Raw genomic sequence first — 13,691 nt, forward strand, 5'->3', positions numbered from 1 at the left:
TTGTTGCTTAATGTTTTATAACAAATCACTAAAACTAAAAAGTAAACTCAAAATAGCTAATAATAGCCTGTAAATTTTTACAAAAATGACTGTACTATTTTCAATTGATGAGCTAGATCAAGTAGCTAAACAAATACTAGAACAAAATCCAAATAAAGTACTCTTATTCAATGGAGAAATGGGTGCAGGAAAAACTACCTTGATAAAAAAGCTTTGTGAGAATCTGGGAGTAAACGAACCTACAAGCAGCCCAACTTTTTCTTTAGTTAATGAATACTACACTACTAATAATCAATATATTTATCATTTTGATTGTTATCGATTAAAAACAGAAATCGAAGCTTTAGATATGGGAATAGATGAGTACCTCTACTCCGGACATTGGTGTTTTATTGAATGGGCCGAAAAAATCACGAATCTCATTCCAGAGCAACATTCAGTAATTACCATAGAAGTACTTGATGACGGAAATCGAAAACTGGTTTTAGAATAAAAAGCGGCATCCAAAATGAAAAATCATAAAAACAATAGTAACATCATTCCTTTTTCTATTGCCCATAAAGAAGCCATTAAAACATTAAATTTAGAATGGCTGCAAAAATACTTTAAGGTCGAACCAAAAGACGAATTGGTACTCAGCAATCCTGTCGAAGAAATTATAAACAAAGGCGGGAAAATATTTTATGCGCAATATTTAGACGAAATAATTGGCACAGTTTCGTTGTTAAAGATAAACACAAACACATTCGAACTATCCAAAATGGCCGTTACCGAAAAAGTTCAAGGATTAGGAATCGGGCGACAATTAATAGAATTTTGCATAGAAGAAGCTCAAAAACACGGAATTCAGAAGTTAATTTTATACTCCAACAGACAATTAAAAACAGCATTACACTTGTATGAATCATTTGGTTTTAAAGAAATTCCTTTAGAATCTGGCGTATACGAAAGAGCCGATATCAAAATGGAATTGCTTTTACCTTTATGAAATCGCCATTAACAACAGGTTTGTTGCAAACAAACACCAATAAGTAAGAGGCGATACCATATATGACCTATAAAAAAACAAAATTTACATATATGAAAAAGAGTTCCAGCATTCTAAACCCCAAAAACTTAAATACTTTTTGTAAATTGTACGCTTAAATTTTTAACAATTATGTCGATTAGCCCATTCACCAAACAACAGTTGATGCCCCAAGAAGAAAAATTGGAAGTTGCCAGACATAAAAGTGAACTTTTTATTGGAATTCCCAAAGAAACCAGTTACCAAGAAAAACGCATTTGCTTAACTCCAGATGCTGTTAATTCCTTGACTTTTCAAGGGCATCGAGTAATGATTGAATCGGGTGCTGGAGAAAGCTCAAGCTACACAGACAAAGAATATAGTGATGCTGGAGCCGAAATAACTAAAGATACTGCGAAGGTCTTTAGTTGTCCGATGATTTTAAAAGTAGAGCCGCCTACTCTAGCAGAAATAGAAATGCTCAACAATAAAGCGATTGTTCTCTCTGCTATTCAATTAAAAACAAGACAAAAAGCCTATTTTGAAGCTTTGGCAAGAAAAAAAATTACCGCTTTAGCTTTTGAATACATTAAAGACGAAGACGGTTCTTATCCAGCTGTAAAATCATTGAGTGAAATAGCTGGAACAGCTTCTATACTCATTGCTTCAGAATTAATGATTACTACCGAGTTTGGTAAAGGATTATTATTTGGCAATATTACAGGTGTACCTCCAACAGAAGTAGTGATTCTGGGCGCCGGAACTGTGGGTGAATTTGCAGCCAAAACAGCTATTGGACTTGGTGCTAATGTAAAAGTCTTTGACAACTCAATTACCAAATTAAGACGTTTACAAAACAATTTAAACCAACGCATCTTTACTTCAACCATACAACCCAAAACTTTATTAAAAGCATTAAGGAGATGTGATGTCGCTATTGGAGCCATGCGTGGTAAAGAACGATGCCCAATTGTAGTTACAGAAACTATGGTCGAACACATGAAAAAAGGGGCAGTAATCGTTGATGTAAGTATTGACACAGGAGGCTGTTTTGAAACCTCAGAAATAACCACTCACGAAAAACCAACATTTATTAAAAGTAATGTTTTGCATTATTGTGTTCCCAATATTCCCTCACGCTATTCCAAAACAGCTTCTCTATCCATAAGCAACATCATTACTCCTTATTTGTTACAAATAGCTGAAGATGGCGGAATTGAAAGCGCGATACGGTGCAACAAAGGGCTTAAAAATGGCGTGTATCTTTACCACGGAATACTAACAAATAAAGCTATTGGGGACTGGTTTGACATTCAGGATAACGATATTAATTTAATTGTTTTTTAAGCTAAGTTTCAATTACCTTTGCAAAAAAAATACTTCATGAAATTTACATATCGTTTCGCTTATTATTTGATTGGTTTGTTGATGGGATTATTTGTGGTAGCTGCTATATTTTCTGGCAAAGACACCCGCTGTAATTATTTTCCAAACGCCCGTGTGTTGAATGATTTAAGAAATAAACCTTTTGTTTACTCAGACAAAGCTTCTCAAATTCTAAACGAAAAATGGGTAGACACCGCTGATATTAAAAATACCCTGAAATTCGGCGATGTAGATTTTGACAAAAGTAACCTTCCCCTTGAAAAAGGAAAGCTATATACAATTTACGGAAAAACTGCCAAAAATCAAGAAATCACTGTAGAAGTAATTAATTACTCAGACAAAGCAGTTTTAAGAGATATTATCAAGAGATAATTACAACCAATCAATAGGTTGCAACCCTTTTGAAGTTAAATAGGCATTGGTTTGTGAAAAATGTTTATTTCCAAACCATTTTCCTTGGTTAGCACTCATAGGCGATGGATGACCCGATTCTAAAACCAAGTGTTGCGTTCGGTCGATTTTGTTGCCTTTTTTTTGCGCAAAACTTCCCCAAAGTAAAAAAACAAGCTGTGGTTTTTCAGAAGCTAATTTTTCGATAACGGCGTCTGTAAATCGACTCCAAGCTAAGTGTTTATGGCTATTGGGACTGTCTTTTCTGACACTCAAAGTAGCATTCAACAACAAAACTCCTTGTTTTGCCCAAGCCTGTAAATTTCCCGAAGTAGGCATAAAAATAGCGCCCAAATCATCTGTTAATTCTCTATAAATATTACGCAAAGACGGTGGAATTTTTACTCCATCATTCACAGAAAAGCTCAGACCATTAGCCTCGCCTTCTCCATGATAAGGGTCTTGACCAAGGATAACTACTTTTACATCTTCGAAAGCACAATGATTAAAAGCCGAAAAAATCAAGTCTTTTGGCGGAAAACAGTTATAATTTTGATATTCTTCATCAACTTCTTGCATCAAATTTAAGAAATAGTCTTTTTCAAGTTCTTCGGATAAAAAGGTTCGCCAAGAAGGATTAAGGTTGGATAGCATATTCTAAATTTATTCTACAAAGATACACTAAGAATCAGAAAAAAGCTTCGAGAAAATGAGATACAGTATAACGTAGTAGCTTTGTGAAGCTGCGTGAAATAACATTATGTTTCTCCTTGAAATAGTCTTATTTTTGCATACCAAAATTAAACGATTTCATGATTGCTATCACCGAAAAAACATTACAAGATTTACAATTCCCCACTGTACTCGAAACCCTATCGGACATTTGCAATACCGATATTGGTAAAGAGAAAGCATTAAAAATTACGCCTTTTAGAGAGAAAGAAACATTAATGCAATCTTTGTTGCAAACTTCAGAATATGTTTCTTCTTTTCAAAATAACAATGCCATACCCAATCACGGCTTTGACGCCATTACTTATGAAATCAAATTCCTTGGAATTGAAGATAGCTTTCTTGAAGTAGGCAGTTTTAGAAAAATTGCTACGCTCTCCAGCACAAGTAATTTCTTGTTGAATTTCCTAAAAAAATTCGAAGACTATTATCCTAATTTGAATGCTAGAGCCGCTAGAGTAGAATACACCAAAAACATCATTACGCTAATTGATGAAGTCGTAGACAAATATGGTGAAATCAAAGACAATGCTTCTCCAGATTTACTCAATATTCGAAGAAACATGAACGTGGTTCGTGGTAAGGTAAACCAAAGTTTTGGCGTTGCTTTGTCACAATACAATGGTTTGGGATATTTGGATGATATCAAAGAGAGTTTTGTTCAAAATCGTAGAGTTTTGGCCGTTTTGGCGATGTATCGTCGTAAAGTAAAAGGAACCATTTTAGGAAGCTCGAAAACAGGCAGTATTGCTTACATCGAACCCGAAGCTACTTTGAGATATTCACGCGAATTGAGCAATCTCGAATATGAAGAAAAAGAAGAAATCACCCGAATCTTAAAGCAATTATCAAATGCTATTCGTCCCTATTTGCCTTTACTTATTGAGTACCAAGAGTTTTTGAGTGATATTGATGTTATTGCAGCCAAAGCCAAATATGCCAACAAAATCAATGCTATTTTACCTCAAATCAGCGAAGAAAGAAGGTTATTTCTAAGAGATGCTTACCATCCTATTTTGTATTTGAACAACAAACAAAAGAACGAAGTCACCCATCCACAAACAATAGAACTGAACCAAGATAACCGAATCATCGTTATTTCTGGTCCTAATGCGGGTGGAAAAACCATTTCCTTAAAGACCGTTGGCTTATTGCAATTAATGTTGCAATCGGGTATGTTGATTCCGGTACACGAACGCAGCGAAACCTTTTTGTTTGACCGAATTTTAACGGATATTGGCGACAATCAATCCATAGAAAATCATTTGAGTACCTACAGTTATCGCTTAAAAAACATGAATTATTTTCTAAAAAAATGCAACAGAAAAACCATGTTTTTGATTGATGAATTTGGCACAGGTTCCGACCCTGACTTGGGTGGTGCGCTTGCCGAAATTTTCTTGGAAGAATTCTACCATCGTGAAGCTTTTGGAATTATTACAACGCACTACTCCAATTTAAAAATTTTGGCCAATGAATTGCCTTGTGCTCAAAATGCCAATATGCTTTTTGATGAAAAAACGTTAGAACCCATGTACAAACTCGTTCTGGGTCAGGCGGGTAGTTCTTTTACTTTTGAAGTAGCACAGAAAAACGGTATTCCGTTTGGCTTAATCAATCGTGCCAAGAAGAAAATCGAAACCGGAAAAGTACGTTTTGACAAAACCATTGCCACGCTGCAAAAAGAACGTTCTAAACTCGAAAAAACCTCTCAAGTACTAAAAGAAGAAGAATCGAAAGCCAGAGAGGAAAGTAAAAAAATGGAAAGCATCAATGTAAAAATCAAACAAAAATTGGAAAGCTATCAAGAATTGTATGACAGCAACCAAAAAACGATTTACATTGGCCAAAAAATAGAAGATATTTCAGAGAAGTATTTCAACAATAAAAACAAAAAAGAACTGATTGGTGAGTTTTTGAAAATTATTGAAATAGAAAATTCTAAGCGTAAAAAGATTTCGGCCAAAGAAGCCAAAGTCATCACCGAAAAGAAAAAAGAGATTATCAAAGAGGTTGAAGTGAAGGTAGAGGAAATCAGAACAATCAAAAAAGAAAAGAAACTGAAACCCGTTGTTGAAAAACCAAAACCAATCTTAAAATTAGGCGATAGAGTACGGATGGCTGATGGAAAAGCAGTAGGAACGATTGATAGTATTGAAAAAAACAAAGCCACTGTCAATTACGGTATTTTCACCTCGAAAGTAAGTTTAGACGAATTAGAATTAGTGGAAGCGGTTAAGAAATAAAAATTCATACCGCAAATTCGCAAATTTTTATTGCATAAGCCTCAAATTAATTTGTGAATTTGCGGTAATTCAACATATTCTCAAACCTAAATTAAGACCAACAAACAAATGCAACATTCCTTATCACTTCCTGAAAACAAGAAAATCGTCCTATTTGATGGGGTTTGTAATTTGTGTAATACTGCTGTGCAAACCATTATACAACACGATAAAAAAGATGTCTTCCGTTTTGTCGCTTTGCAAAGTGAAATGGGTATAGCCATACAAAAACATATTGGGATTGACACGCGCAAAATAGACAGTCTTGTTTTTTATGCGCCTGGGGTTTCGTATTCGTATAAATCGGAAGCAGTTTTAGATATTGCAAAGGAACTTGGAGGCATTTACAGTTTGGCTATTGTTTTCAAAATCCTTCCTACTCCCCTTTTGAATTCCGTTTATGATTATGTGGCGAAAAATAGATACAAATGGTACGGTCAACAGGAACACTGCTGGATGCCGACTCCTGAATTGAAAGCTAAATTTCTATAATTCCAATGATTGTCATCTCGAAGACGCTTGCGTGTGTGATGGCAGTGGAGCTCTTTTTATATTTTTCTTTTTTCGGAAAAATATAAAAAAGCGGGAACGTACAGCACGACCTCCTCTAGCCTTTTTCTGGCTAGAGGAGGGCACGCCCAAATAAAAAAACGTTTGTAAAAACTAGGTCTTACAAACGTTTTTATTTTGAATACGTTATGTTATTTCATTTTGAATACGGAAATAGCCAAAGGAGGCAACGTTAGGGCGATAGAATAATCTCTGCCATCATAAGGTGTGGCTTCAACTTTTAGCTTTCCGCTTTGTTGCACGCCACTGCCACCAAATAACTTCGCATCGCTATTGAATAGTTCAACTAATTCTCCTTTTCTAGGAATCCCTATGCGATAATTTTCTCGAACTACTGGAGTGAAATTGCAAATCACAATCAAATCGTTCTTTGGATTGTTCCCTTTTCGGATGTAGGTCATAACTGCATTCTCGTGGTCAGAATAATTAATCCATTCAAATCCCTCGGGACTAAATTGCTTTTCGTACAAGGCAGGCTCAGACTTATACAAAGTATTCAAGGCAGTTATCACGGCTTTGATTCCTTGATGAAAAGGATATTGTAACAAATGCCAATCGAGACTCGCTTCAAAATTCCACTCGTTGCTTTGCCCAAACTCACTACCCATAAACAACAGTTTTGTTCCTGGATGTGTGAACATGTACCCATACAACAGCCTTAGATTTGCATACTTTTGCCATTCATCACCAGGCATTCTTCCTGCTATAGAATGTTTACCATAGACCACTTCATCGTGTGAAAGTGGTAACATAAAATTCTCAGAAAAAGCATAAGTCATAGAAAAAGTCAACTCATTTTGATGGTATTTTCTATAAACCGTCTCTTTTTGAAAATAATGTAAGGTATCGTGCATCCAACCCATCATCCATTTCATTCCGAAGCCTAATCCACCAGCAAAAGTTGGTCGAGAAACCATAGGAAATGAGGTGCTTTCCTCAGCTATGGTTTGTACGCCTTCATAATTGGCATAAACGGCTTCATTAAAATCTTTAAGGAAACTTATTGTATCGAGGTTTTCACGTCCACCAAAAATGTTGGGTTCCCATTCCCCATCTTTTCTAGAATAATCTAAATACAACATAGAAGCTACAGCATCAACTCGAAGTCCATCCACATGATAATGATGTAACCAAAACAAAGCATTACTTATCAAGAAAGAGCGCACCTCATTACGACCATAATTGAATACCAAACTCTTCCAATCGGGATGGTAGCCTTTTCTGCGGTCTGGATGTTCAAACAAGTTAGAGCCATCAAAAAATCCTAACCCGTGTGCATCATCAGGAAAATGAGACGGTACCCAATCCAAAATTACCCCAATTCCTGCATCATGTAAACGATCCACCAGATACATGAACTCTTGAGGGTTTCCAAAACGAGAAGTTGGCGCAAAATAACCAACCAACTGATACCCCCAAGAAGGATCGTAGGGATATTCCATTACGGGCATAAACTCTACGTGTGTAAATCCTGTTTCTTTGACATACCCCACAAGGTCTTCGGCCATTTCAGTATAACTCAAGAAACTATTATCATCCGCATGGCGTTTCCAAGATCCCAGATGCACTTCATAAACAGAATAGGGTTTATCTAGCGCATTGTGCTCTTTTCGAGACTTCATCCATTTGTCATCATCCCATTTATAATCCAAATCCCAGATTACTGAAGCGGTGTGTGGTGGTTTTTCGCAATAAAAAGCAAAAGGATCCGCTTTCTCAGTAATTATTCCGTTGTTGGATGACTGAATTTTGTATTTATAAGTTGTGCCTTTATTGATATTAGGAATAAATCCTTCCCAAATTCCTGAAGAATCCCAACGGACATACAACTCATGATTGCCTGCTATCCAATAGTTAAAATCTCCAATCACAGAAACTGACTCCGCTGAAGGTGCCCAAACTGCAAAATATACACCTTTCACGCCATCCACTTCAATTGGATGTGCGCCTAATTTTTCATAGAGACGAAAATGCTTCCCAGCTTTAAATAAATCGATATCAAATTCAGTGAAAAGAGAATGTACTTGTACTTTATTCATTTTTTATTTTTTAAACTGATTGCTCAGTACTGTCATTTATTTGTTTTAAAATTCATTATGCTTGCAATACCTGAAAGCGGTATTACAGACCAAGTAGGCCTTGAATTAAGCTCATATCCTAATTCATAAACAGCTTTTTCGAGTAAACAATATTTGAGTAAAAAATTAATTTCATTTTTATATCCAATATTTAGATTTCCTCCTTGTGCAACCTCTATGTAAGTATAGAGAAATACACCAACAAAATAATTATACAACAATTCACCTGCTTTAAAAAGATCTGCTTGTTCGTATAGATATTTGTCTTTATTATTAAAAATGGTAGCATAAATTGCATAATGAAATGATCTAAACATTCCTGCAACATCTTTTAGCGGTGGTTGTTTTACTTTTCGATCACGTATAGTGCTTTCTGGTTCGCCTTCAAAGTCCAAAATATAAAAGTCATCATCTTTGACTAGCACTTGTCCTAAATGGAAATCACCATGAATACGTATTCGTTCTGATTTCATTTTTGTCCAATCAAAATCTACAAATACTTTTCGAATACTTTTTTTATTATCTAAAAACTGATTGGCTAATTCCAAGGCAAGACCATCTAATTTATGCAAATTATTTTCTAGAATATTCAATCGGTTCTGAAATTGATAAGTTAGCCTATTTTTTAACCAAACGGAATAATCTCCATTATACGTCAATGGTGTAAAAGCAGTTTCGTGAATGTCACTACCTAGTGCAATGTGCATTTCAGCTGTTCTTGTTGCAAGGGTTCTAATTCGCATAAAAATTTTCAGACCTGCCCAATCGATGATTTCATGAGGCACATCATTCAAACGTAAACGAGCAAATAATTCTACATTAGGCAAACGACTGATTACAATTTTTCGATATGCTAAATTTTCAAAAATTTTATCTACTTCTTCTAACATAAACTTCCATGCGTCCCCTTGATTTTCAACTAATTCCTGCATTAATCCTAAAGTAACATTTCCTTCTGGAAAATTCACACTAATACTACCTTTGTAAGCTGGAGAATTTTTAAAATGCATTCTTTCGGTCAAAAACCTACTAATTTCATAATCAGGATTCATATTGATATAAATTCGCCTAAAAATCTTCAATACAAGATTATCATTATAGATTATAGAAGTATTACTTTGTTCAACTCCCATAAAACTTGAACTTTCATATCTTTTGGCATCCAATTTTACCCCCCGATGAAATTCTAAATTATCTTTTGGAAATTGTGCAGAATGTACAATATTTTCAAACAATAACTTTCTGAAATCTTCTTGATGTAAGGCATCAACTAAATAACCTTTTTTCTCATTCATAATTACCGGAGCAATAATGGTATGAGTTTCAAGATCTCCTTCAGATATAAATGAAATAGGCATAAAATAATGCTGATAAAAGGCTTCCTTGAAATTAACTTCAAACAAAACTCCATAATAAGTATGTTGTTTAGACATCAATTTAAAGGAATCTACAATTTCAATATACTTTAAAGTACTTGCTTTTCCACCATACCACCTTTTGTTAATGATGTAATTTTGAAGTATTTCAGAAGAAAACACTTTAATAAAGTCTTCTTCATTAAAAGCATTGTCCCAATTGATATTGAATACAAATGGATCTTTTATCTCATCCTTATTAATTTTATCCATCTTTATTTTATTATTTTAAACAAATGAAAAGGTAAGTGTGGTCCTAATTCAATAAAATTCCATTCATTATCCCAATAATAAGTTGCCTCTGTGATCAAATCATGAACACGAATGGGTTGATTTCCTAATTGTTGATAGGGCAATCTTACCATTGCTTGAACTGTATGCTGATCATTTAGACTGACCACCATCAAGGTTTCATTTTGTTTAGAATCATCGTATTTGTAATAGGCAATAACTTGGTCGTTATTGGTCTCACAAAAAACAATGTTATTGGTTTGTTGCAATGAATTTTGCACCTTTCTTATCGTGTTGATTTGAGTAATTCTATGAATCAAATTATTTTGAATGTTCCAATCCCATTTGACAAACTCATACTTCTCCGAATTTAAATATTCTTCTTTCCCTACTGCTAAAGGAGTACTAATCATGTATTCAAAAACTGGCCCATAAATACCCACATTAGAACTTAATGTAGCAGCCAAAAAATACTTTTGCAAATGAATGGATTCATTGCCCCCTTGCAATGAAAATGGATTAATATCTGGAGTATTGGGCCAAAAATTAGGTCTATAAAACTCTTTTTGAGAAGATTGGGTCAACTCGGTAACATACTCCATTATTTCATGTTTGGTATTTCTCCATGTAAAATAAGTATAGGATTGACTAAATCCTTGTTTGGCCAATTCATTCATAATTTTAGGACGTGTAAATGCTTCTGCTAAAAACAAAACATCAGGGTGTTTTTTCTTAATTTCACCAATCAACCAACCCCAAAAATAAAATGGTTTGGTATGAGGATTATCCACACGATAGACTTTTATATTGCATTCTTCAATCCAAAACAAAGCTACATCCAACAACTCTTTCCAAAGGTTTTTCCAATCTTTTGTTTCAAAATAAATAGGCTGAATGTCTTGGTATTTTTTAGGGGGATTTTCAGCATATTGAACCGTCCCATCGGGTCTCCACTTAAACCATTGTGGAAATTCTTTAACATAAGGATGATCGGGAGCCGCTTGTAAAGCATAATCCATGGCAACCTCAATGCCTAAATCTTGGGCTTTTTTTACCAAAGATTTAAAATCTTCAATAGAACCTAACTCTGGGTGTGTTGATTTGTGTCCACCATATTGTGAACCAATGCCCCACGGAGAACCAACATCACCTTCTTGTGCATTAGTGGCATTGTTTTTCCCTTTTCGATTGATTTCTCCAATAGGATGAATCGGCGGAAAATACAAAGTGTCAAAACCCATAGCAGCTACTCGTGGCAATAATCTTTCGCAGTCTTTAAAAGTACCGTGTTTACCTTGTTCATCAGATGAGGATCTTGGAAAAAATTCGTACCAAGTACTAAACAACGCTTTTTTTCTATCCACATAAACCTTTAGTTCTACCGACTTATTTTCAATGTAACGAATAGGATATTTTTTAAAAATGCTTTTTAATTCATAGGAAGTAGCCTCCTTTATGGCTTGATCATAATCTGCTTCGGATTTGAAAAGTCGAATCAATTTTTTTAGATATTCTTTCTCAGAAGCATCAACCTTTTTTACAATGGCTTCTATATACTCTGCTCCTTCAAGTAACTCAGATTTTACATTTTGAAGATCTTGAATTTTACGTTCGGTTCCATGTTGCCAATTCAGAGCATAATCAACCCATCCTTCTACTAAATAGCTATAAAAACCTTGTTTTTCAACTTTAAAACTTCCATTCCATTCATCGTTATGTGTTGGCCACATTCTTACTTCCTGCCATTTCTTTTCAGATTCATGTTTGTATTTAATACAACATTCTATTACATCATGACCATCCGAAAAAACGTCTGCAGTAACAGCTATTGTTTGTCCTACTATTCTTTTGATAAAATGAGCCCCACCATCTAATTGAGGCATTACATTTTCAATAACAATTCGAGTTTGCTTTTGCATAATAAAAAAAAAAAATTAAATCATTTTCTATTCTATAGAAACTGATGCTATATCTATAAAGTTATACTAATTTGCTGTATTATTCAATTCTAAAATTATCGGGTAAGGTTTTTCCTTTTTTAACAACTACAATTCCATCTTTGATACAATACAAATCCTCTGAACAATTGGCAAGATGCTTACCTCCATTAATATAGACATCATTGCCAATTCTACAATTTTTATCCACCAAAGTATGATTGATATAGCAACGCTCACCAATTCCAATAAGTTGATTGCCATTTTCAAAATCTTCTTTCATATCTGAAATACTTTGATAAAAATCATTCCCCATTATATAAGAATTCTCTATTACAGTCCCTTCCCCTATTCTAGAACGATTACCAATCACCGATTTTTTTATTTCTTTAGCATTGATAATACATCCTTCTGATATCAAAGAATTGTCTATATGGGTACTTTTAAATTTTGAGGGAGGCAATAATCTCGGTCTTGTATAGATTTTATTGTCATTATCAAACAAATTAAAATCAGGAATATCGTCTGTTAGTCCAATATTTGCATCAAAAAACGATTCAATATTACCAATATCAGTCCAATATCCTTCATATTGAAAACTGATCAACTTTTTATTACCCACTGCTTGTGGAATAATCTCTTTCCCAAAATCCTTAGTATCCGGATTTTTCATCAGTTCAATCAAAAGTTTTCTATTAAATATATATATCCCCATTGAGGCCAAATAATGTTTGCCTTGTTTTTTCATTTCATCACTTACATCCGATTCCCATTGAGGCAAAAGTTCAGCGGCTGGTTTTTCGATAAAAGCTTCAATAGCATTCTCATTATTTGTTTTTAAGATACCAAACTCAGGGGCATCTTTTGCATTTACAGGTAATGTTGCTATTGAAATATCGGCACCATTTTCAATATGTGATTCCAACATTTCATTGAAATCCATTTGATATAATTGATCTCCGGATAAAATCAAAGCATACTCAAAATCATGATTTAAGAAGTGGGGCATACATTGTCTAACGGCATCAGAGGTTCCTTGAAACCATGTCGGATTATCAGGAGTTTGTTCAGCTGCTAAAATATCAACAAACGCATGGCTAAAAATGCTAAAGTTATAGGTGTTTTTGATGTGAGCATTTAAAGATTTTGAATTGAATTGTGTCAAGACAAATATTTTAAAAATATCCGAATTCATACAATTCGAAATAGGAATATCCACTAAACGATACTTTCCTGCTATGGGTACTGCTGGTTTTGATCGAAATTCAGTCAAAGGATACAATCTTGACCCCTGACCACCTCCTAAAATAATAGCAATTACATTCCTTTTTTGTTGTTTCATTTTTTTTGTTTAAAACATTACACTTTTAAAACGCAATAAATACTATCCTTTCATTAAAAAATATCAAAATTTATTATTTAGTATAAAGTAAAATACAAACTTTTACATTAGATTTTATAGTATTTTTATGCTTCCCTAATTTAGTAAAAAAGATAGTTGCTTCAACTTTTAAAAGAAAATTAATAAAATGCCTAAAAAAAAGACTAATTCTCCAAAAAATTTACGAATTCCAAAAATAATTTTAATAACTGCTAAAATATTCGCTTTTATTTCAACAAAATTAGTCACCCGTTTTGCAGCAAAACTTTTCGTTACTCCT

11 protein-coding genes are annotated in these 13,691 nt (G+C 34.1%); 6 read left to right on the forward strand and 5 right to left on the reverse strand.

Annotation, left to right across the window (positions count from 1 at the left end; all coding sequences use genetic code 11):
* Positions 1 to 85: 85 nt before the first annotated feature.
* The 4 genes from tsaE (at position 86) to ACSVH5_RS00895 (ending at position 2,764) form a co-directional block, all read left to right on the forward strand.
* The gene (gene tsaE, locus ACSVH5_RS00880; protein ID WP_438059576.1) at positions 86 to 493 is read left to right on the forward strand and encodes a tRNA (adenosine(37)-N6)-threonylcarbamoyltransferase complex ATPase subunit type 1 TsaE; all 408 of its coding nucleotides are present in this window, start codon (positions 86 to 88) and stop codon (positions 491 to 493) included.
* A 15-nt stretch (positions 494 to 508) separates the two neighbouring features.
* A complete protein-coding gene (locus ACSVH5_RS00885) occupies positions 509 to 988 on the forward strand; it encodes a GNAT family N-acetyltransferase (protein ID WP_438059577.1) in 480 nt (159 codons plus the stop codon).
* A 171-nt stretch (positions 989 to 1,159) separates the two neighbouring features.
* Positions 1,160 to 2,353, forward strand: a complete 1,194-nt coding sequence (locus ACSVH5_RS00890; RefSeq protein ID WP_438059578.1) for an alanine dehydrogenase — start codon at positions 1,160 to 1,162, stop codon at positions 2,351 to 2,353.
* Between the two features lie 36 nt (positions 2,354 to 2,389).
* Entirely contained in the window at positions 2,390 to 2,764 is a 375-nt protein-coding gene (locus ACSVH5_RS00895) for a DUF4258 domain-containing protein (RefSeq protein ID WP_438059579.1), read from the forward strand.
* Here ACSVH5_RS00895 and ung read toward each other — a convergent pair whose 3' ends face one another.
* Positions 2,765 to 3,436, reverse strand: a complete 672-nt coding sequence (gene ung / locus ACSVH5_RS00900; RefSeq protein ID WP_438059580.1) for a uracil-DNA glycosylase — start codon at positions 3,434 to 3,436, stop codon at positions 2,765 to 2,767. It abuts the gene before it with no gap.
* A gap of 158 nt (positions 3,437 to 3,594) precedes the next feature.
* Here ung and ACSVH5_RS00905 point away from each other — a divergent pair, with 158 nt between their 5' ends.
* A complete protein-coding gene (locus tag ACSVH5_RS00905) occupies positions 3,595 to 5,760 on the forward strand; it encodes an endonuclease MutS2 (RefSeq protein ID WP_438059581.1) in 2,166 nt (721 codons plus the stop codon).
* 108 nt (positions 5,761 to 5,868) lie between these two features.
* A complete protein-coding gene (locus tag ACSVH5_RS00910) occupies positions 5,869 to 6,291 on the forward strand; it encodes a thiol-disulfide oxidoreductase DCC family protein (protein WP_438059582.1) in 423 nt (140 codons plus the stop codon).
* A 209-nt stretch (positions 6,292 to 6,500) separates the two neighbouring features.
* On the opposite strand, the gene glgB is transcribed toward ACSVH5_RS00910, so the two are convergent.
* The 4 genes from glgB to ACSVH5_RS00930 all read right to left on the reverse strand — a co-directional run bounded on the left by glgB (position 6,501) and on the right by ACSVH5_RS00930 (position 13,372).
* A complete protein-coding gene (glgB, locus tag ACSVH5_RS00915) occupies positions 6,501 to 8,408 on the reverse strand; it encodes a 1,4-alpha-glucan branching protein GlgB (protein ID WP_438059583.1) in 1,908 nt (635 codons plus the stop codon).
* Between the two features lie 32 nt (positions 8,409 to 8,440).
* Positions 8,441 to 10,075, reverse strand: a complete 1,635-nt coding sequence (locus tag ACSVH5_RS00920; protein ID WP_438059584.1) for a trehalose synthase — start codon at positions 10,073 to 10,075, stop codon at positions 8,441 to 8,443.
* 2 nt (positions 10,076 to 10,077) lie between these two features.
* On the reverse strand, positions 10,078 to 12,012 hold the full coding sequence (locus tag ACSVH5_RS00925; protein WP_438059585.1) for an alpha-1,4-glucan--maltose-1-phosphate maltosyltransferase: 1,935 nt from the start codon (positions 12,010 to 12,012) through the stop codon (positions 10,078 to 10,080).
* A gap of 79 nt (positions 12,013 to 12,091) precedes the next feature.
* Positions 12,092 to 13,372: a glucose-1-phosphate adenylyltransferase gene (locus tag ACSVH5_RS00930; RefSeq protein WP_438059586.1), complete on the reverse strand. Its 1,281-nt coding sequence runs from the start codon at positions 13,370 to 13,372 to the stop codon at positions 12,092 to 12,094.
* Positions 13,373 to 13,691 lie beyond the last annotated feature (319 nt).

The sequence above is a fragment of the Flavobacterium sp. RSSA_27 genome (genome assembly GCF_051547125.1).
Classification (GTDB): domain Bacteria; phylum Bacteroidota; class Bacteroidia; order Flavobacteriales; family Flavobacteriaceae; genus Flavobacterium.

Coding starts and splice junctions, on each gene's coding strand:
- ung (WP_438059580.1), bottom strand. CDS start 3,436: ATGCTATCCAACCTTAATCCTTCTTGGCGAACCTTTTTATCCGAAGAA.
- ACSVH5_RS00930 (WP_438059586.1), bottom strand. CDS start 13,372: ATGAAACAACAAAAAAGGAATGTAATTGCTATTATTTTAGGAGGTGGT.
- ACSVH5_RS00905 (WP_438059581.1), top strand. CDS start 3,595: ATGATTGCTATCACCGAAAAAACATTACAAGATTTACAATTCCCCACT.
- ACSVH5_RS00895 (WP_438059579.1), top strand. CDS start 2,390: ATGAAATTTACATATCGTTTCGCTTATTATTTGATTGGTTTGTTGATG.
- ACSVH5_RS00925 (WP_438059585.1), bottom strand. CDS start 12,012: ATGCAAAAGCAAACTCGAATTGTTATTGAAAATGTAATGCCTCAATTA.
- glgB (WP_438059583.1), bottom strand. CDS start 8,408: ATGAATAAAGTACAAGTACATTCTCTTTTCACTGAATTTGATATCGAT.
- ACSVH5_RS00910 (WP_438059582.1), top strand. CDS start 5,869: ATGCAACATTCCTTATCACTTCCTGAAAACAAGAAAATCGTCCTATTT.
- ACSVH5_RS00885 (WP_438059577.1), top strand. CDS start 509: ATGAAAAATCATAAAAACAATAGTAACATCATTCCTTTTTCTATTGCC.
- ACSVH5_RS00890 (WP_438059578.1), top strand. CDS start 1,160: ATGTCGATTAGCCCATTCACCAAACAACAGTTGATGCCCCAAGAAGAA.
- ACSVH5_RS00920 (WP_438059584.1), bottom strand. CDS start 10,075: ATGGATAAAATTAATAAGGATGAGATAAAAGATCCATTTGTATTCAAT.
- tsaE (WP_438059576.1), top strand. CDS start 86: ATGACTGTACTATTTTCAATTGATGAGCTAGATCAAGTAGCTAAACAA.